Raw genomic sequence first — 19083 nt, 5'->3', positions numbered from 1 at the left:
GACGATGATGGCCCGCAACGCCAAACGCACCACCAATAAGCAGGCAGACGACTTTTGGGGTCATGATGCCGAGGAGCTGCCTCGCGCCGACGTCGAGTCGATGCAGCTGACCGGTAAGCGGATCAAGCTGTACAAGGTCTGGGTCGTCTCCAGCGTGGTGCTCCTGCCGGTGGCGCTGCTGGCCATTATCTCCTTCTTGCCGAAGTTCCTCGAACCAACCGTTGTACCCCCTGTTCAGGCCAACCAGCTGGATTCCCCGACCAAGGCGGCCGCGATGAAATCGGTCCAGGACTGGCTGAACAAGCAACCCTCGCCGATGCCAGGGGGCAGAATCCTGTCCTGGGATGGCGCCGATGTTCAGGCCGAACCCAAGACGACAACCAACGACAAAGGCGACGTCGAAGAAATTCAGGGGCTGCAGCTGAACAACCTGACACTGATCAGCCCGTCCGGTTCGCTCTTCACCACTCAGGTGCAGGTGGCCTATTCACCGATCCGGGGTGCCAAGGTTATCGGTGACCCGACCCTGATTCCTCGGGCACCGGACGACAAGCAGAACTGGCCGAACCTGAAGGCGTGGCCTGACCTGGTCCCAACGTCCAAACTGGACCCCGTCGAGCAGGCCGCCAACGCCTGGGCAAAAGCTTTCACATCAGGGGACCCGGATGCGCTGCGCCTCGCCGTCGGCGACACCAACGCCAACCGTTCCTATGTCCCGCTGGTCCAGGTGGCCGCTACGAGTGTCTCCATCGGTGACGTCGCCGCCCGCCCGCTGCCTCCGGAGGCCGCTAAGGATGCCAAGCCGTCCCAGGTCATTGCACGCGTTTCCTTCGGAGTCACCTGGGAGGGACAGGACATGGGCAACAGCCAGACCCCGTCACGTGTCACCTACGACGTGCTTATCGATAAGGCAGACACTGCGGCTCCGCAGATCGTTGCCTGGGGCGGCGCCGGTACCGGCGAAACCCTGAAGCCGTATATGAACGCCGTCGAAGGACGCAAGATCACTTCCGGAACCATCGACCAGGCCCTCCCCAAGGCAGCAGGAAAGTAGACATGGCACGCAACTCCAAAGCCAGCACAGCACAACCCCTGATGGACGTCTCCGTCCCCACCATGATGCGCACACTGCTTCCGGGAGGCCGGATGCTCGGCGTTGACGGGTCTTTCTGGCTGGTCCGCAAAGTCCCGCTCGAGCCGGTTGTGGACGCCAGGTCCATTGAAGAGCGCATCAATGTTTTCACGCCTTTGATGGCTGCCTACGACGAGTTGTCCGCATTGACGCATACAACCTCCAATAGGCGCGCCATGGCCCGCAAGGATTACCGGCAGACGAAGATGCTGATGGTGAACATGGAGAAGATGTACAACCCGGAAACCGGGCATCCCATCGCCGGGTTTTTGAAGGAATCCTTCCCGCACCAGATCACGGAGAAGCGGCTCTTGCTGCTGGCGATCAAGCTCACCGGAAAGCTCGGCGGCAACGGCGGGCTCCGGCATGCCATCGAGTCGTTCACTGAAACGCTCGTCGTCGGCGGCACGCCGTTGAGCGACTTCGACAACGACCTGGCCAAAGTCGATGCCGCCATGGCCCGCTGCGGTCTCTCGGTGCCGTCTTCGCAGGAGATTGCCATCGCCAATTCCTGGTGGAACCAAGGACATTTCCCGGACACCGTGGATCTGCCGCATTCGGATCACCTGCACATTTTCGCGGACGCCAAAGCGGTCCGCATGGCCGACGCTGCCGGCCGTGAAGACTGCCACTCGTGGCCGGTCATCCCCAACCACCGGGTCCTGACCATCGCCACCCTGGAAGGCTTCGACTTTGATTTCGTCCAGCCGACCAGCACGGAGGCGCTCTGGGCGGCCGGGCTTGTCGAAGACGGTGCCGTCGCGATTTCCATCAGCGCCGGCATTGAACCTGCCAAGATCACCCGTGCTGAGCTGCGCCGCCAGCGCAAACGCTACCTTGACGACATCAACGAACGCATGAAGCAGAACAAGATGGAACTCTCTGAACAGGAGGAGATGGTCAGCACCCTCGAAAACGTGGAATCCGTCTATGCCTCCCGTGAAGGCTCACCGACGCTCGTGGACTGCTCCGTGCTGGTCGCGTTCAACGGTGAAGTTGAAGACATCTCCCAGGCCGGCCCCGGTTCGGCGGCGAACCTGCGGATCATGAACTTCCGCCAGCGCCAGGCCCTGGCCGAAATGATGCTCTGCTCCTACGTCACCGCGAACCCGAACCTGCACGACATGCCGACCCAGAACGTGGCCGCGTCGGGAATCCAGTCGCTCTCCACCGTGGGGGACAAGACCGGTGCGCTGATCGGCTTCACCGAACGTGACCGGCAGCCGGCGTACGTTTCACCGACCGCGGCGTCCACCGCCGACGGTCTTCCGCTGATGCTCGTCGCGGGTGGGACGGGTAGTGGAAAGCTTTTGTCGTTGCCAACCAGGATTCCGACACCGTCAGGATGGACGACTATGGGCGAGCTCAAACTCGGCCAGGAGGTGCTTGGCCGCGACGGCAAGCCGACGAAGGTAACGTTCGTTTCGGATATCAACGAGACACCTGATTTGTACCGCATCACGCTTTCTGATGGGCAGACCATTGATGCTGACTTCGAGCATCAGTGGATGGTCAGCTCGGATTACGACCGTCAGGGTGGCAGCAAACCAAAGAGGGCTATTCGGGACAATCACTGGGACCGCTCGCGCGTATTCCTCTCCGATCTCGAGGCTCTGCTTCCCAATTTCGGGCCGGAACACGAGAGCGACCTGAACCAGATAATGGCTGTCCTTGACGCCGGTGTCACCGAAAATCCTTGGAACAACACCTGGGGACTTCGGGCAGCGCTGGACATGGTCGACACACCTTTCCACTATGTGTGCACCGGCCACCGGAACGGTACGTCTAAAGGGGGAAAGACCCGGATTTACAGTACCGAAATCGCGTTGAAGTCACTCCACCTCCGCGTGAGCCAGCAGCATGCGCACCGCGACTCGTCCAAGCATGGCGAGCGGAAGATGAGCACCGGGGAGATGCTGGCGGTCGGACTGACGAAGGCAGCGGGATACCCCCGCTTCGCAATCCGGCTCACCAAGCCACTGGAACTGCCGACAGCGGACCTGCCCCTTGACCCGTACGTGCTCGGGGCCTGGCTTGGTGACGGAACTACAGGTGAAGGCACGATAGCCTCGGGTACGGCTGCCTCCTGCACGGACAGCAACGGCGTCACGGATCAGGCCTACATGATCGAGCAGCTGCGCGAATTCGACCCGACCCCACGCCTGTCACGTCCGGAATATGTGCTCGGCACACGCGGTCTGACGGCCAAGCTCCGCGACGCCGGGGTGCTCCACGACAAGCACATCCCGAGCGGCTACCTCCGCGCGTCCTTCGAGCAGCGGCTTGCATTGCTTCAGGGCATTATGGACACCGACGGTACAGTCCTTCCGGGCGGGGACATTGTCATCGCGATGAACCGAGAGGGACTCATGGGGCAGATTCTCGATCTGGTCCGGTCTCTCGGCATCAAGGCCACGTTCATCACACGACGGAACACGTGGCCGAAACCGAATGCGGACGGGACGACTACGCGCACAGAGACAGCTCCGTTGCATTGGGTGACCTTTCGCACCGAACTTCCGGTTTTTCGGCTGCCCCGCAAGCTCGAGAAGACTCGCGGGCGATACGGCGAGAAGATCAATTGGCTGTACATCGTCTCCATGGAAAAGATCGAATCAGAGCCCGGACGCTGCATCCAGGTCGACAATGCAGACGCAACCTACCTTTGCGGCGATTACGTCCCGACTTCAAATACCCAGGCGCTCCTTTGGTTGGCCACCCAAATGAATAAGATTCCTGCCCCACGCTCAGATCGTTCGCCGCAGGTTATCGTGGATCCGAAAACTGGTTCCGATCACTCACCGACGGTCCTGGCCGCCGGAGGACAGGTCATCTCCCTCGATGACCTGCAGCACGCTGACGGAATCTTCGACCCGATCCGCTTCGCCAAGAGCCCCGATGTGGGTGTCGAACTGGCAGCCTCCATGCTCGGTGGCATCAACCCGTGGGGCGACAAGAAAGGCGAGTACGAGGTCGCCATCTACACGGCGCTGCGCTACGGAGTCGCCAACGGCGCCAACTGTATCGGCCAGGCACTGAAGATTGCGCTCGGCCACGGAAAAGCGTCCCAGGGGATGGTCCAGCCGATCCTTGACCTCGCCGAAGCGTCCCCGATGTTCCGCGGCTGTGTCGGCATGAACCCGAACTCCCAGGCGCTGAACATTTACGACGGCATCACGCTGATCAAGGTCGGCAACTCCCACCTGGACCTTCCAGAACCCGGCGCCATCGAGGGTGCACCTCTGATGCAGCGCGTGTGCCTGGCTCTGGTCCGCATGATGGTGTTCGGTTCCGCGATGGCCCTGACCGGCCGCGGCGGGGTCATCCACCTTGATGAGGCGTGGGTCTTCCTTGGCGCAGGGAAGGCCGAGGTTGAACGTCTGGGCCGTCTGGCTCGCTCTCAGGGCGTGCTCCCGGTGCTTTACACCCAGCGCGTCTCTGATGCACTCAAAGCCGAGCTGACCGGGTACATCTCCCGTGGTTTCATCCTGCCGATTGAGGACCGCATCGAAGCCGAAGCCGCTTGCCGGCTCTTCAACCTCGAACCGACTGCTGAACGCATCGGCCGGATCCGGGCGAAGGCCAATGTCGGTGAAGGCGAATCGATCGCCCCGAACAGGAACTCAATGAAGGCTCTGCGGGATCCACGCACCGACAAGGTCATCAGGGGTGCGATCGGCATTTATGCGGACCTGACCGGCCGGGCCGTCCCGGTCGAGGTGGTCCTGCCGCCGACGTTCCTGGCCATGGCGTCCACCAACTCGGAGGACATCCGCCGCCGGCAGGAAGCAGAGATGGCCGTCCTCGTCTGAGGCCTGAAAGCCCCGGTCTCCGTCAAAGGGGGCCGGGGCTTTCCGCTTTCATCCTGTGCAGCCGTACACACTTCTGATGAACCCAACCAGGTGACTACTTCCGCTGTTGTCTGGGGACCGGTGACCAGCACGCTGGAAAACCTCGCTGCGTCCGCCATTGCGCAGGAACTTCATCTTCGTTCAGGACGCCGGGCTGAAAGTCCTGCTAGATTCCGGGCTTTTCCTCCTGTGTCGGACGTTACACGCCTCACTCGGTGACGTTTGTCAGAACAGCCGCACACATAACATCTGTGCACCTGACCTCCCAGATTACTGACTCCGAATGCCACGACATCCTGCAGCGCCACGCTGACGGTCTGGTTGGTGCGTCGGAGACCCGCCGGCTTATCGCCGAGTCCCTCCACCGCTCGGGTATCGCCGGCGCTGTCTCCAAAGAAAAGACGGTTCTCGGACTGCAGCTGATGCACGACCTGGCTACTGAGATGGATGAGCTGCTCTTTCAGAAGGTGATGCAGAACGAGCCGGGAGGCTTCGACCTGGACCTCGGCCTGGACGCGTCGGTCTCCGGTTGGGCCCGGCAGTTGCTGCGGGCAAGCCGCTTGTCTATTCTTCGCAACATCCAGACGCGCACGACGTCGAAGCTAACCCTTGTGGACCCGAGCCCCATGCGTCAGTGGCAGGACAGTGGATGGGTTGCCGGTCCGTACGCGGCTTTCCATAACGCGACCAGCGTCGACCGTAACGACCCGATACACATCAGCCAGACCATGGAAGACGCCGCTGACTGGCTGCGGTCCAAAACACGGCACCTGCGTGACAGCTCCAAACTCGCAGCCCAGGCCGCCACCATCATGCACGGTTACAGCGTCCCTGCGCTTGTCCGCCCCCAAATCCTGGAACGCAAACGGCTCAAGACGATGGTTGACGCCGAGCCGGGTCTGGCCCACCGTTCAATTGCCGCAATGCGTGCCCTGATTGAAGGCGAACCGTACGAAGTGATCGACGAAGGCCTCATGGCTCTCTGGGATGACTACAGCTTTGACCAGATCGACGCCCTCACCCGCGCCGCACCGCGTGTTGCCGGGGTCCTCGTTGACTCGGTCTTGGCCGATCGTGCCCGTCCTTCCCGCACGGTGCTGCGTTCCTTCCGCGCTTCCGTCCGTGCCTTGGGTAAAGGGCGGGGATGGGCCCGCCTGGCTGATGAGACCTGCGAGGCGTTCATCGCCCTGGAATTCGAGGCGTATTCATCGTTCGACACCACCGGCTCCGACTACCGCGATGAAAGGGTCGCCGGCCGCAGGATTGCCATTTTGAAGGCGCCCGCCGTTTTCACCCGCGCCCTCGCCTTCAAAGGCCAGCGCCTGGGGCTGAATGAAACCGACATGTACGAACAGCTCGACCGGCTCATCCGGTCCCTCACCGATCTGGAAGTCAAGGTGCCTGACGCCGCATGAACATCATCGACAAGATTAAAAACCGTTTCAACCGCACAGAACTTCTCCCCTCGCTCCGTTGGGTCGGCTTCACCGCCGTCACGATCACGCACATCATTATCATCGCTGTGGTGCTTTCCCTGGTCCCTATGAGCCTCGCATGGTGGATGGTTCCCTTGGCGATCGTCCTTCCCGGAATCATCACCATGACCCTGATGCCGTCGGGGTGGAGGCGATGGTACCGCTGGGTTGCGCTGCTCGGCCTGGTCCTCATGGTCTCCGAATCTTCGTCAAATCCTTTCGTTGTCATCCTTTTCGGTGAAACGTGGATGCTGCACCGCGCCTGGGTCACCGAACGCACCATCCCGGTCAATGACCTGTTCCGCCGCGGCAAGGCCAAGGAGCCCTCCACAGCATCCGCAAGGAAGCCCAAGGGCTCCAGCCGAACCAAGACTGCGTAAAGCCCGCACAGCCATACGCACCCCCGCCGGTCCGCACCGGCACGGACCCGCCACCACCCCAAGAGGTGGGCGGGTCCCCCCATCTCAGGACGCCCGCAACAGGGCAGGAAGCATAGAGGCTGCCATGATGCAGAAGACCCTCACCGAAACAGTCCGGCTCGCCACCGGAATCCCTGACGCCCAAGGACGCCCCGGCCAGGTCTCCCTCGTCGACCACATCGAGGAAGCCATCCGCACCACCGGTCACGTGGTGGGCGCATGTCCTACAGGCGTAGGAAAGTCGTTCAGCCTGCTTGCCCCCGCTATGATCGCTGCGGCCAAGTATGGTCAGCGGACCGTCATCAGCACCGAATCCCTGGCACTGTTGAGCCAGATCCTGCTCAAGGACGCCCCCGTCGCGGCCGCCGCGTGCGAGAGAGTCACCGGCACCAAACCCAAGGTCGCCGTCCTGAAAGGGTTTTCCAACTACGTCTGCGGGCAGTCCGCCCGCGACTCGGCGGAGGCCCTGACTGACACGGTCGGCCAGCGGCCGTCGCTGCCCTCGCTCCGGTCCAAGGTCAAACGCCTCACCAACCAGAAGCGCCTGTACTTGGACGGCCGGCCTTTCGACCCTGTCAACGGTGTACCACTGCTGCTGTGGGCGTTGTCACTGACAGCTGACCAGGCCGGAGACAAACAGTCCTACACCGGGAACACCACCACGGAACTGTGGGATGCCGTCTCCGTCGGCCCGTCCGAATGCATCGGGGACGCCTGCCCTATCTTCGATCTCTGCAAGCCGCGCGCTGCACGCGCCAAAGCCGCCGACGCGGACATTGTCGTCACCAACCACTCCATGCTCGCCGTCCAAGCCGCCAAGGGTGTCCCCGTCATCATCGGCAACAAAACCCTCGGCGAATTCCACATCATCATGATCGACGAAGCCCACGCCCTTCCCGCGAATGTGCGCTCCGCCGGCGCCAGCGAAGTCTCTTCTGCGGCTGTGATGTCCTTGACCAGATCCATTTCCCGGACCCTGGATGAGTCCGATCCTGCTGTCGGCAGGCTCATCAAAGAGGGCAACGCCCTGGCTATCGAGCTGGAAGATGAACTCTCCGAGATAGCCAAGTACACGAAGTCGGGCGAAGTCTGCAAAATCAAGGAGGACGCCGACCCGGTCGAAACGACCGGTGACATCCTGATTGCCTGGGCCCGTAGCGTGAAAAGTGCCCTCGATGGGATCGCCAAGTCCAAAAACATGCAGGCACGGCTCAAAGCCAAGCGTCTCTCCGGCCGTCTGGATGCTTTCATCGGCGCGGTCGGCCAGGTCAAACTCCACCGGATCGGTACTGCCCGGTGGATCGAATCCAAGACCCCTCCTGTGAACGCAAAATCGCAGACCCCGTACTGGTGCGCGAATGCTTCACCGGTGAACATTTCCGGGCTCCTGCAGGCTAATTTGTGGACTGCACCAGTGATGGTGGATGAGGAAGACGAAACCGTTCAGGCCATGAAGGAAGCCGGGGAGCCTGTCGATGAGGAGACAGAGACGTACCCGATGACCGTCATTGCCGTTTCCGCGACCCTGCCGTCCCGGTTCGGGTACCAGGTCGGGCTGACCGCTGAGAACGTCAACTACCCGTCACCGTTCGACAAAGCGTATGACGATTCGCTGCTCTACATTCCCAAGCTGACGCCGGCGGAGATCCCGGAAATGTTTCCCGGATGGCGGCCAGGCACCAAAGGCAAATTCAACGGTGCCCTTCACCAGGCGTGGGCGACGAAGAGGAACGTCGACCTTGTTGAAGCCAACGCAGGTTCGGCGCTGATCCTGTCAGCGAACTCCGCCGCCGGCAAAGCGTACGCCGCCGCCCTCCGCCGCGCCGCGAAAGGCCGCTGGACCGTCCACTCCCAATGGGATGGCCTTTCCACACAGCAGCTGACCAACCTGTGGCGCGACGATGAAAAATCCGTCCTGGTCGGCACCAAATCGTTCATGACAGGGGTGGACGCTAAAGGCCGCACCTGCTCGCTGGTCACCATTGACCGGATCCCGCGGGCGGCCGGTAACCCGGTTGATGATGCACGCGTCGAAGCGATCATGGATGCCCTGCAGACCAGCAAATGGTCCGCGGACCTTTACGTTTACGTTTCCGATGCCGCTCTGCTCCTGGAACAGGCTCTGGGCCGGCTGATCCGGTCCGTGTCCGATTTCGGGATGGCTGCCATCCTTGATCCGCGGATGCTCAAGACCGGGCCGGTGTCCTATCCGGAGCCGACCCGCAAGGTTTACAAGGACGCCGCCGGCCGGTTCAGCAAGGTCACAACCAGCCAGACGGTGGCCGAAGAGTACCTCCACCGGATCAGTGACGCCGCGTTCGCTCTCGCGTCCTGACACTTTTCGCCGGCGCCGCACACAGATTCATTACCGGCACACACACCACCGAACATCACCCACCAGCCCGAAAGGCAGACATCATGTCACCCGTCACGCTCTCCACCTCACCGAAGTCCGTCACCATTTTCAGCAAGGAAAAAGGCTGCGTCCAGTGCAACGCCATGGACCGCGCCCTTGCCAAAACCGACCTGCACGTCACCAAGCTGGACGGCACCACTGACGAGAACCGCGAGTTCTGCAAAGACCTCGGCTTTACGCAGGCCCCCGTCGTTGTCATCTACCAGGACGGAGTCATTATCGACAAGTGGTCCGGCTTCAACCCGATCAAGACCGGCGAGCTGAAGAACGACCCTTTGGTCGAGCGCACAGCCCCCGTCGAGGTCCGCGAACTCATCGCAGCCTGACCCGCCCCACGCAAAACCCGCCGCCCATCCCGGAACGGCGGGTTTTTTGCTTGCCCGTCAGGAAGGATCCTGCCTTCGCCGGAGCGGCCGTGCCAGCGATCTCTACGCATGCTTTACCGTGTGAAGACATTGACGATCCCGGCGCCACAGGCTGCACCGGTAAGCCCCGCCGCCACCGGTGACGGAAACGACCCGTGGACCGAGATGGCCGCCGTGGTTAGCGCCTTTGTGGAACGCTCCGGTAACCTTCCAGGACCCGGCGCTGAGCCGACTGAAGACGAGATGGCCGGCTGGCTGGCCGTCCAGCGCCGCGCCGCCCAGCAGGGCCGCATGACGGAGGTCCACCGCAGCTTCCTGGACGCCCGGATTCCCGGCTGGCGCCAGTCACGGCAGGAACGCTGGAACTCCCAACTGACTTTTCTGGCGGAGACCCTCACCTCGGGCACCCCGGTCAAGGGTCAGTTGAAGGTCTGGCTCAAATCCCAGCGCCGTGCAGCCGCAGCTGGATATCTGAGTGCTGGCCGCCAAGCAGCTCTGGATTCCCTCGCCCACGGGTGGGACCGACCCGCGGCGGATCCGGAATTACTCTGGCTGGGCCGAGCTGAAGATCTCGCCAACTTTGTCGACTTCTCCGGTCGACTCCCGGCCAGCATCGGTTCCTCCGCTGAGGAATCCGGACTGTACCGGTGGATGAACTACCAGCGCGGTCTGGCACGGGCCGGAAGGATCACGAAGGCGCGCCGCAAATGGCTGGACAAGAACGTTCCGGGCTGGCTGCCAGACCTTGACGGCCGGGAAATGCTCTGGTCGACGCAGGCCACGGCCGTGGGCCTGTTTCGGGAAACCGAGGGCCGGTGGCCGAGCGTGGGCGCACCGGCAGAGAGAACCCTCGCCCGTTGGTTGGGCACGCAGCGCGCCTCGGCCAGGGCCGGCCGGCTGTGTGCTTCCCGTCTGGAAACGCTGGACACCGTCGCCGCCGGTTGGCTGCGGGTCAAGCAGAGGGTGTGACCGGGATGCTGGATGAAAAGAAAACCATTGAACTTGTGGCAAGTTTCTATGCCGAGCACGGCCGCTGGCCTTCGGCAGCGTCATCGTCCAGTTACGAGTGCGGTGCCGGTATCTGGCTGAACCAGCAGCGTGTCGCGGACTGTGCTGGCACCATGGACCCGTTCCGCACATCATTCTTGGACCATCATCTTCCCGGCTGGAGGTCCTCGCCGGAGGACATCTGGCAGGAACGGGCACGGGAAGCTTCGGACTTCGTGCTCGCCTACGGCCGGCTACCTGACATGGGTGCCGAAGCAAAGGGCGAGAAGCTCATTGCCATCTGGCTTAACAGCCAACGGGCACTGGAGCACAGCGGGAGCTTGCCGCTGGTACGCCGTGCCTGGCTGAAGGCGCACTGCCCGGGTTGGCTGGAAGCATCACCTGATCGGCCAGTCGGGAGGGCCATTCCGATGTTCGCGCTTAAACGACACCCGTCGTAAAAGTTCCAGCATAGGGGCTGCCATGAACCTACTTTTCTGCGATACCGCAGACAGCGCACTGGCAGACACCCAAATCCACAGCACCGTCAAAATGGCCTATCTGGACGCCCCGTACAACACAGGCCGGAAGTTCGCCCAGTACAGCGACTCATCCCCGGTGAAGGACTGGTTGGACATGCTGGAGCGCACCTTCACCGGAGTCAGGAACACCCTCACCGAGGATGGAAGCATCTTCGTCCACTTGGATGACCGGTACATTCACCGCGTCCGCTGCATCATGGACGACGTCTTCGGGGACCGCAATTACGTCGGAACGATGATCTGGGAAAAGAAGAACCGCGGATCTTTCCTGCACGCGCACCTCGCCGATGTCACCGACCATGTCCTGATTTACGCGAAGGACAAGTCCAAAATGGCGCCCTTGGTTCATTCATCCACTGAAGTCGGCAAACGGATCCCCGTCCACAACAAGGGCAACAAACCGTCCGTGCTCGAATTCCCGGCCGGGTGCATGACGTTCAATTTCCCGGACCAGACCATCCCTGCCGGCCCAATGAACACCCCGACCATCATCTCGGATCTGCTCGATGACCTGACCGTGGAGAACGGCACCAATAAGAATTCCTTCCGGATGACCGGGCCTTTCCGGTACGGCCAGGACGCTGTGAACAAGATGGCCGAGACCCCTGGCGCGTTCATCAGCCCGCGGCAGATGCTGCGCCCGTCCTTCGTCTCCCAGGAATCCAAAGGCAAGGTCCTGACCAACCTGCAGTCGTTCCGGATCAACGGCTCGCCTACTAACGAGGATGCCCGCGCCGAAAGTGAAGCCATTTTCGGCACCGAGATGGGTGCCGCATTCGACACGCCCAAGCCCGAAGCTCTGCTGGAACGGCTCATCGCGGCGGCCACCGAGCCCGGCGACACTGTCCTGGACTGCTTCGCCGGCTCCGGGACCACCCTGGCTGTTGCCCAGAAGCTTGGCCGGAACTGGATCGGTGTGGAACTGAGTCCTGAAACGATCCAGAACTACATCGCGCCCCGCATTGACGGAGTCCTCGCCGGCACCGACCCGCTGCCGATGAGCGGCTACATAACCTCAACTGCTTCCTACTCCGTCCGGGCGCCGTCCATGGCCGCCGCATAAAGCTGCTGCCGCCCTTGTGAGCACAAGCGCGCCCCACGCACCGCAAACCGAAAGACTTACCCGATGACCGTTCACACGCTGCCCGCCACCCTTTCCGAAGCGCCTGAAGGGCTCCTGATTGTGTTGCAAGGCCACGCTTCTCCTGCCGCCCTGGCCGCATTCGCCTCTGCCGCCGGAAGCGCCGGAGAGCTCATCGACGGCTCCCTGCCGCATCTGCAGGAACTGGTCCGCCTCGCTGTCGTCCACCTGACTCTGAACCGGCACGGGATAGATGTCGGGGGAGAGCTGAAGCGCCTGACCGATGGGACGGCCAGCCCTGAGGACATGGACGTCCTGAACGCAGACAAGGCGAAGGAGATACTCCGCTGGGTCCTGGACGGCGACTGGGATTTCCCTGGCTCGTTTGCTTTGGCAGCGGACCTCTACCTGGCTAACAACCCGGCACCCGACATGGAGGTCATCGACGCCGCCCTCGAGAAGCTGACGGTGTTCCTGGACGATCACACCGCAATTGTGGCCACGCCGGCCGGTGAGCGCGGGATCGTGCTCCTGCAAGCCGACACTGCAGAGGTGGTTGCTGCAAAGGCCGCCTAAAGCCGGAAAGCAGATTTCTGCCGGGCCAGCCAGATGGCAGACCCCCGTTGTCGCCAGTCGAGAACTTCACGGCTTTGGTCGCTTTGGACCTCATCCAGATTGATGGAAGCCACCCTCTCGGCAAGGGCCACGGGGTCGATGATACCGACATCGATGAGGGCAAGGACGTATTCGAGGTCTTTCTCCCGATGAGCCATGAGCTTGGCCGCGCACAGATCGAGCGGTTCCAGACACAGACCGGTGGCATAGTTAGTGTCCTCGTTACGGACCCCGACGAGCCGGTACTCCCAGCCCGGAGGGAGAATTGCTGTCCGCTTTCCCACGCCCTCGATGTAGAAACCATTGAATGAGTGGAAGGCGGACAGCTCACCGACATCGAAGCTGAGCTGGTCTGCAAGGGCTTCTGCATCGTGGTCGCTCATAGGGGCTATGTCGACTTCCGGCGACATCGTCACGGAGGCCGGTAACTGGTCCTCTGTGAACGAGCCAAGGATCGACTGGCTGCCGATGATGATGACCCGGTCCTGTCGGAGGATCGAAGCGGCGGCACGGATGGCGTGCTCGAGCTCATGCCTTTGCAAGGTGTTGTGCCTTCCTCATCGCAATCAAGCGCTCATCCGGGTCAAGGGCGCCGGCGAAAGGGCTGATCTGTCTCATATCCCGGCCCTCTTCGTCATCCCTCAACATCTCCCGTTCCATCTCGGCGACGGGGAGGCTGAGAATTTCCTCCCACCTGTTGATCCAGTTCTCGGCGATCGGTGCCCGTTGTGTCTCACGCATGCGGGCAAGGTTTTCCCTCGCAAGCCGCCGAAGCTGTTCCGGGTGCTCGCGGAGCTTGGCTCCGAGGAGTACGTGAAGCTCGTATGGGAACCTTTCTTCGCGTCGGGCGGCACGGGGGTGCCGGGATACGGCAGTCCGGAGGGCGTCCTGCACCACAGACGGGCTGCTGCCGAGGCGTGCCGCGATGGCTCGCACTGAAAGGCCGGCTGCTTTTAGGGCCAAGATTGTCTCCTGTCTGCGCCGTGCCGCTGCCATCATGACATTGCGGGCAGATTCGGTTTGTCTTGCCAGTTCTTTGGCTTCGTCAACCAGGCAGTCAATCAGCTTCTCGTCCATAGCTGTATGGTACCCCCGCACATCGGCCCGCTTATACACTTTCTGCATTGCCGAACAGGGCTGCGGTGGCCTACAGAAAGGGCTTAGTGGCCCATGCTTCCGCCGCCGTCGACCGGGATGAGCGCCCCGGAAATGTAGGCCGCCTCATCGCTTGCCAGCCAGCGGACCACGTCGGCGATCTCCTCGGGGCTGGAGAAGCGTCCGGCCGGGATGCCGGCCAGATACTTGGCTTTCATCTCCTCGGAGACTTCACCGAACATTTCGGTGAGCACGATGCCGGGCATGATGACGTTCGCAGTGATGCCGCGGCCGCCGAGTTCACGGGTGATCGACCGGGCGATTCCGATGAGGCCGGCCTTCGACGCTGAATAGTTGACCTGTCCGGGGGCTCCGTAGATCCCGGAGACAGAGGAGATCAGCACGATCCGGCCCTTGCGCAGCTTCATCATCCCCTTGGTGGCGCGCTGCACGACCCGGAAAGCGCCGGTCAGGTTTGTGTCAATGACGGATGTGAAGTCGTCTTCGCTCATCCGCATCAGGAGGGTGTCCTTGGTGATGCCTGCGTTGGGAACCAGCACTTCCACCGGGCCGTGAGCGGCTTCCACGGTCTTGAAAGCTGCGTCAATCGAGGCAGCGTCGGTGACGTCAGCCTGTACCCCCAGGATTCCGTCGGGAAGCTCTGTTTTGGTCCGGTATGTGACAGCTACCTTGTCTCTGTTTGCCAGGAATGAGCGGGCAATAGCCAGCCCGATTCCCCTGTTTCCTCCTGTGATGAGCACACTGCGTGCACCGGTCTGTTCCGTCATTGCGTTTGCCATGGGTTTTTCCTTCCGTTTTAGGACCGTGACAGCTTACCGGCTGGATCTGCACGGCCTTCCCCGGCACGTCTACGCATGCTTGGGAGTAGAAGCGTCCGCACTGACAGGAAGACCAACCATGGCCCCGACCCGTACTCCTCAGATCACGATCGACCAGCTGCGCAAACGTGAAATCGTCACCGTCGATCTGCTCGACTCCGCAGCGCCAAACGCCGGTGACCGCCGGGACATCATCACCGCACCCGTCCAGCCGTTGTCCGTTTTCAGCCGCAAAGTCACCGGCCACGACAGCTGAAGTCCCGGCACATATAAAGCCGCCGTAAAGTACCATGCGGCGGTTTTTCTGTGCCCGGAAATGTTTGTCGGTGAAGGGCTAAAACGGGGACCGGCAATGCTCTTTCCGCACACATAAAAGGCAAGGAAACCAACCGCAAACCACCCAGGAGATTCTCATGGATGTTTGGATCGAAACCACTGCAGGTACCCTAGTAAAGGCGTCGGCCACGACCCATATCTCGATGCGTCAAACCGACAATTCCAAGTGGTACGTCAGTGTTTCCGCCTCCGCTGCTCCGGCCGAGTTCGCGACCGGGCTGGCCGATAAAGAAGCTGCACGTACTGTCCGCAACACACTCGCACTGAGCATGTCCACCGCATCCAGTGCCGAGGAACCACAGGTTGTTGTCTACGACGATCAGGACCGCTCTGTCACCAGCTACACCCTCGCCGCATAGCCAAGGCGGGGAGGGCTCCAAGGGGCTCCGTACACATATTGGCCATGAAACCTCATCAACTGGTCCGGACCTGTAAAACGGAAACCACGCGAAAACACCGCCACAAAGGACGAGCCGCGGCCATCAGTGTCGCCGTCGCTGTATCGCTGGCACTCCTGGGCAGCACCGCAGCCCAGGCCGATGACGGACCTTCACCCGATCAGCCCATCACGGCCGCCAGCGTCACCCTCCAGTTCACCCATACCCTGGTCACAACCCGCCCGGCCCCGACACCTGATGAAAAGCTCATCCAGATGATGTCCTCGACCGGAGGAACACCAGGCCCGACATCCACCAAGGGCACACTATCGGCCCCGCTCACAGTCCTGACACCCACATCACCATTCGGCTCAAGGTCCAGCCCGATCCCCGGTGCCGAAGAATTCCACCGCGGCCAGGACTTCTCAGCGCCGTGCGGAACTGATGTTTTTGCCGCAACCGGAGGAACAGTCGTCTTCGCCGGATGGCATCCCTACGGCGGCGGTAACCGGGTCGAAATACAGCACGCTGACGGGCTCAAAACCACGTACAACCATCTCGACTCCTTCGACGTCACCCTCGGCCAGCAACTCCGGCGTGGGGACGTGATCGCCCATGTTGGTACCACCGGGGCCTCCACCGGCTGTCACCTGCACTTCGAGGTCGACCTGAACGGCGACGTCGTAGATCCGCTCGGCTGGCTGTAAACCGCCGTCGGCCGGCTGCCCGCATAGGAAAAGCCATGGCCCTCACCGCTGTCCTTACCGGGACCTACCGCAACCCTGAACTCCGCTTCAAATTCGGATGGGGTGCCACGCTGCCCAGCGGCAAGTCCGCCCAGGACTGGATGAAGAAACTCCCCGGCCGCCGCTGGGACAACTCGGAAAAGACCTGGTACATCACCGGAACCGGAATCAATCCGGACAAATTCTTTGCCGCCGCCAAGATCGACGTGGACTTTTCGGAAGCTACCGGGGACCTGGCGGGGCTCACCTCACTCGAAACCCTATGGCGCCCCATCATCCAGCGGTCACAACGATTCCCGCACATGGCGTTCGTCCGGCCCCGGATGGCCGGCTTCGAACGGGTCAGTATGATCCTTGGTCCCGGCGCAGTCTGGGACAAAACCCGCCAACGTTTCGAGGTCATGCTCGCCGACCTGGTCACCGACGACGGCGAACCCAAAAAAGGCATGCGGTTAGACCAGGACACCCTGGACGCCGCTGTCACCGCCCGGCAATTAGAGGCCATCCCGGCCAACGTCCGCGCCGCGGCACGGGAACTCGCATCCTCCACAGGAGTCGAAGGAGATTTCCAGCACGAGCTCTCCCCGCGCACCCAGGAACTCATTGACATCGTGGCCACCCACTCCGGCTATCTGCCCACATGGTTCGGTCTCGCCCTCTACCCGTTCCAGGTCGCCGGAGCCTACGCTATCGCCGGCGGGCACAGGGCGCTGGCGGATGCGCCGGGGCTCGGTAAATGCGTATTGCCTGAAACCCGTGTACTGGCTAACGGCTCCTACGCGCCCATTGAGCAGCTGTGGAATGACGCAGCCTCGGCGTCGAGGCCGACACCGGACTACGACGGGATTGGCGAAATCATCGCCCTGAGCCCGGGTCAGATGCGCGTCCAGGCCCTCAACGACAGTGCCACGGTTGCCCGGACAGTGGACGCATCGCACCTCTACCGGGAACGGATCAGCGCACCGGTCAAGAGCATCCGCACCGCCTCTGGCGCATCCATCACTGCCACACTGCCGCACAAGTTCCTGACACCCAGTGGGTGGACGGGAGCTATCAAGGCCGGAGACACGATAGCTGAACCCGATGACGATACACCTCTCCGGTGGACCCGTGTCATCTCTGTTGAGTACAGCGACTATGACGGCTGGGTCTACGACCTGACGGTCCCAGATGGAGCCAACTACATCGCCGAAGACCTCTGGTGCCATAACACCCGGCAAGCCCTCGCCGCAGCTGCGATCGCCCGTTCCCGACGCACTGTCATCATTGTCCCGCCCCTGGTGGTGGAGAACTGGTGCCGCGAAGCATACGCCGCACTCGGCCCGGGGCTAAAAAGAATCCAGCCACCCGTTGATCCCGTAGTCGAGCCTGCACCTTCGAAGCGGAAATCGAAGGCTAAGCCCAAAGCGCCGCCAAAGAAACCAGATTTCCCGGCGTACATTGTCCCGATCAGGGCCGGCAAGAAAGTCCCGCCGTTCCCTGAGGCCGGTGTTGTGGTTGTTGCCGATTCCCTGCTCGGCTCCCGCCCTGAGCTTCTGGACGATCTGGTCGCGTGGGCGCCGCAGGCCGCCCTGTTTGATGAAGTGCACCGTTCCCGCACCTGGGCCGGCAAACGGGCCACCGCCAACCGCAACCTGGCGTGCTCCGTCGATGCCCTGCGTCTACCCATGACCGGCACTCCGTTCCTGCAGAACCCGGCTGAGGGTACCAATATGCTCGCCATCGCCGGCCTCCTGGATCCTGTGTTCGGCGGGGCGTCCAAGTTCATGGAGACCTACACGACGCAGAACCACTTCGGCGCGTTCCTGCCCAACCGCAAAATGCTGCCCCAGCTTGAACAGATGCTCTCCCACAGCTGCTGGGTGCGGCGGAACAAGAGCGCCGTCCTCAAACAGCTCCCACCCAAGCTGCGCACCACCCGATACGTCGAAATCGATCCGAAAGGCTTCAAGGCCGCCCACGACACCTTGTATGAGAAAGTCACCGAATGGATTGACGAACAGCGCGCTGCTGGTGAGATTATCTCCAAGGAATCCATCAAGGATTTCGCAAGGTCCAGGGTCGATCTGATCACCCCGCTGCGCGCCGCCGCGGGCATCGCCAAAATCCCGGCTGCCATCGAGATCATTTCCGAATGGATGGAAGCAACCACCGAGGTCCGTAACGGCAAACGCGTCTATACCCGACCGCTGATTGTCTGGGTCCACCACCAGCCGGTCATGCAGGCCCTTATCGAAGCGGTCGAAAAGGCCGGGATCGCCGACGCCGGTTTTATCGACGGGGGAGTGGCCCAGCACAAGCGCCAGCTCGTCGCCGACAGGATGCAAAACGGTGAGATCGGGGTCATCTTCTGTTCTATCGGGGCCGCCGGCTTCGGCATCACGCTGACCGCCAGCTCCGACACGATCTTCATCGAAACGGACTGGACACCGGCGAACATCAGTCAGGCCGAAGACCGGGCGCACCGCATCGGGCAGCAGAACACCTGCATGGTCACTACCCTGCTGGCCACCAACACTCTGGATGCCCATATGCGTGCCATCCTCCGGAACAAGGCAAAAGACCTCGACGTCCTGATGCCCGGTGCGGACAATAACGTCACCCGCATGACCTCCGTGCTGAATGAGCAAACCAATGCGTACGAGGTCCTGACCGAGGAAGACAAAGAACTCGAAAAGAGCTTCAAGTCCCTGGGCGACATCGTGGAAAACATTGTCCAGGACATCCTGCTCATTCGCGGGTACGAGCTGGCCGCATGATGAGCGCTGAGCCGGATGCCGCACACATGATGAACATGAGCCTCATCG

Annotated in this window: 17 protein-coding genes; 14 read left to right on the top strand and 3 right to left on the bottom strand. The window is 61.9% G+C overall.

Going from position 1 to position 19083, the window contains the following annotated elements; all coding sequences use genetic code 11:
- The first annotated feature begins 4 nt into the window (after window positions 1-4).
- The 10 genes from IV500_RS04595 to IV500_RS04550 all read left to right on the top strand — a co-directional run bounded on the left by IV500_RS04595 (window position 5) and on the right by IV500_RS04550 (window position 12844).
- Window positions 5-1054 (top strand): hypothetical protein, encoded by a 1050-nt coding sequence (locus IV500_RS04595; protein WP_230854488.1) that lies wholly within the window; start codon window positions 5-7, stop codon window positions 1052-1054.
- Between the two features lie 2 nt (window positions 1055-1056).
- On the top strand, window positions 1057-4944 hold the full coding sequence (locus tag IV500_RS21335) for an ATP-binding protein (RefSeq protein WP_230854487.1): 3888 nt from the start codon (window positions 1057-1059) through the stop codon (window positions 4942-4944).
- Between the two features lie 290 nt (window positions 4945-5234).
- Window positions 5235-6398 (top strand): hypothetical protein, encoded by a 1164-nt coding sequence (locus tag IV500_RS04585; RefSeq protein ID WP_312875834.1) that lies wholly within the window; start codon window positions 5235-5237, stop codon window positions 6396-6398.
- Complete coding sequence (locus tag IV500_RS04580; protein WP_196395646.1) at window positions 6395-6838, top strand: hypothetical protein; 444 nt, start codon at window positions 6395-6397, stop codon at window positions 6836-6838. The genes IV500_RS04585 and IV500_RS04580 overlap by 4 nt, the downstream gene beginning before the upstream one ends.
- Window positions 6839-6962: 124 nt before the next feature.
- Window positions 6963-9212 (top strand): ATP-dependent DNA helicase, encoded by a 2250-nt coding sequence (locus IV500_RS04575; protein ID WP_196395645.1) that lies wholly within the window; start codon window positions 6963-6965, stop codon window positions 9210-9212.
- An 83-nt stretch (window positions 9213-9295) separates the two neighbouring features.
- Window positions 9296-9619, top strand: coding sequence for a glutaredoxin domain-containing protein (locus IV500_RS04570; RefSeq protein WP_196395644.1), 324 nt, complete (start codon window positions 9296-9298; stop codon window positions 9617-9619).
- A gap of 120 nt (window positions 9620-9739) precedes the next feature.
- Window positions 9740-10627, top strand: coding sequence for a helicase associated domain-containing protein (locus IV500_RS04565; protein ID WP_312875833.1), 888 nt, complete (start codon window positions 9740-9742; stop codon window positions 10625-10627).
- A gap of 5 nt (window positions 10628-10632) precedes the next feature.
- On the top strand, window positions 10633-11106 hold the full coding sequence (locus IV500_RS04560; RefSeq protein ID WP_196395784.1) for a hypothetical protein: 474 nt from the start codon (window positions 10633-10635) through the stop codon (window positions 11104-11106).
- Window positions 11107-11128: 22 nt separating this feature from the next.
- Window positions 11129-12250: a site-specific DNA-methyltransferase gene (locus IV500_RS04555; RefSeq protein WP_196395642.1), complete on the top strand. Its 1122-nt coding sequence runs from the start codon at window positions 11129-11131 to the stop codon at window positions 12248-12250.
- 63 nt (window positions 12251-12313) lie between these two features.
- The gene (locus IV500_RS04550) at window positions 12314-12844 is read left to right on the top strand and encodes a hypothetical protein (protein WP_196395641.1); all 531 of its coding nucleotides are present in this window, start codon (window positions 12314-12316) and stop codon (window positions 12842-12844) included.
- Here the strand turns inward: IV500_RS04550 and IV500_RS04545 are convergent.
- From IV500_RS04545 to fabG, 3 genes are all read right to left on the bottom strand, one after another.
- Window positions 12841-13425 (bottom strand): DUF6036 family nucleotidyltransferase, encoded by a 585-nt coding sequence (locus tag IV500_RS04545; RefSeq protein WP_196395640.1) that lies wholly within the window; start codon window positions 13423-13425, stop codon window positions 12841-12843. The two genes, IV500_RS04550 and IV500_RS04545, sit on opposite strands and share 4 nt — an antisense overlap.
- Window positions 13412-13960 (bottom strand): helix-turn-helix domain-containing protein, encoded by a 549-nt coding sequence (locus IV500_RS04540; protein ID WP_196395639.1) that lies wholly within the window; start codon window positions 13958-13960, stop codon window positions 13412-13414. The genes IV500_RS04545 and IV500_RS04540 overlap by 14 nt, the downstream gene beginning before the upstream one ends.
- An 83-nt stretch (window positions 13961-14043) precedes the next feature.
- Entirely contained in the window at window positions 14044-14766 is a 723-nt protein-coding gene (gene fabG / locus IV500_RS04535) for a 3-oxoacyl-ACP reductase FabG (RefSeq protein ID WP_196395783.1), read from the bottom strand.
- Window positions 14767-14896: 130 nt separating this feature from the next.
- Here fabG and IV500_RS04530 point away from each other — a divergent pair, with 130 nt between their 5' ends.
- From IV500_RS04530 to IV500_RS04515, 4 genes are all read left to right on the top strand, one after another.
- Window positions 14897-15073 carry a hypothetical protein gene (locus tag IV500_RS04530; protein WP_196395638.1) on the top strand — a complete coding sequence of 59 codons (177 nt, stop codon included), beginning with the start codon at window positions 14897-14899 and terminating at the stop codon, window positions 15071-15073.
- A gap of 157 nt (window positions 15074-15230) precedes the next feature.
- Window positions 15231-15512, top strand: coding sequence for a hypothetical protein (locus IV500_RS04525; RefSeq protein ID WP_196395637.1), 282 nt, complete (start codon window positions 15231-15233; stop codon window positions 15510-15512).
- Between the two features lie 44 nt (window positions 15513-15556).
- Complete coding sequence (locus tag IV500_RS04520) at window positions 15557-16237, top strand: M23 family metallopeptidase (RefSeq protein ID WP_196395636.1); 681 nt, start codon at window positions 15557-15559, stop codon at window positions 16235-16237.
- 35 nt (window positions 16238-16272) lie between these two features.
- Window positions 16273-19035 (top strand): SNF2-related protein, encoded by a 2763-nt coding sequence (locus IV500_RS04515; RefSeq protein ID WP_196395635.1) that lies wholly within the window; start codon window positions 16273-16275, stop codon window positions 19033-19035.
- Window positions 19036-19083 lie beyond the last annotated feature (48 nt).

The sequence above is a fragment of the Arthrobacter terrae genome, from assembly GCF_015708085.1.
Classification (GTDB): Bacteria; Actinomycetota; Actinomycetes; order Actinomycetales; family Micrococcaceae; genus Arthrobacter_M; species Arthrobacter_M terrae.
The sequence above is the reverse complement of the archived record's forward strand: the minus strand, read 5'-3'. Positions and strand labels throughout refer to the sequence as shown.

Bases quoted from the DNA above. Each gene is read 5' to 3' on its own strand.
- IV500_RS04570 (WP_196395644.1), top strand. From the start codon at position 9,296: ATGTCACCCGTCACGCTCTCCACCTCACCGAAGTCCGTCACCATTTTC.
- IV500_RS04575 (WP_196395645.1), top strand. From the start codon at position 6,963: ATGATGCAGAAGACCCTCACCGAAACAGTCCGGCTCGCCACCGGAATC.
- IV500_RS04550 (WP_196395641.1), top strand. From the start codon at position 12,314: ATGACCGTTCACACGCTGCCCGCCACCCTTTCCGAAGCGCCTGAAGGG.
- IV500_RS04520 (WP_196395636.1), top strand. From the start codon at position 15,557: ATGAAACCTCATCAACTGGTCCGGACCTGTAAAACGGAAACCACGCGA.
- IV500_RS21335 (WP_230854487.1), top strand. From the start codon at position 1,057: ATGGCACGCAACTCCAAAGCCAGCACAGCACAACCCCTGATGGACGTC.
- IV500_RS04540 (WP_196395639.1), bottom strand. From the start codon at position 13,960: ATGGACGAGAAGCTGATTGACTGCCTGGTTGACGAAGCCAAAGAACTG.
- IV500_RS04560 (WP_196395784.1), top strand. From the start codon at position 10,633: ATGCTGGATGAAAAGAAAACCATTGAACTTGTGGCAAGTTTCTATGCC.
- IV500_RS04580 (WP_196395646.1), top strand. From the start codon at position 6,395: ATGAACATCATCGACAAGATTAAAAACCGTTTCAACCGCACAGAACTT.
- fabG (WP_196395783.1), bottom strand. From the start codon at position 14,766: ATGACGGAACAGACCGGTGCACGCAGTGTGCTCATCACAGGAGGAAAC.
- IV500_RS04515 (WP_196395635.1), top strand. From the start codon at position 16,273: ATGGCCCTCACCGCTGTCCTTACCGGGACCTACCGCAACCCTGAACTC.
- IV500_RS04595 (WP_230854488.1), top strand. From the start codon at position 5: ATGATGGCCCGCAACGCCAAACGCACCACCAATAAGCAGGCAGACGAC.
- IV500_RS04555 (WP_196395642.1), top strand. From the start codon at position 11,129: ATGAACCTACTTTTCTGCGATACCGCAGACAGCGCACTGGCAGACACC.
- IV500_RS04530 (WP_196395638.1), top strand. From the start codon at position 14,897: ATGGCCCCGACCCGTACTCCTCAGATCACGATCGACCAGCTGCGCAAA.
- IV500_RS04525 (WP_196395637.1), top strand. From the start codon at position 15,231: ATGGATGTTTGGATCGAAACCACTGCAGGTACCCTAGTAAAGGCGTCG.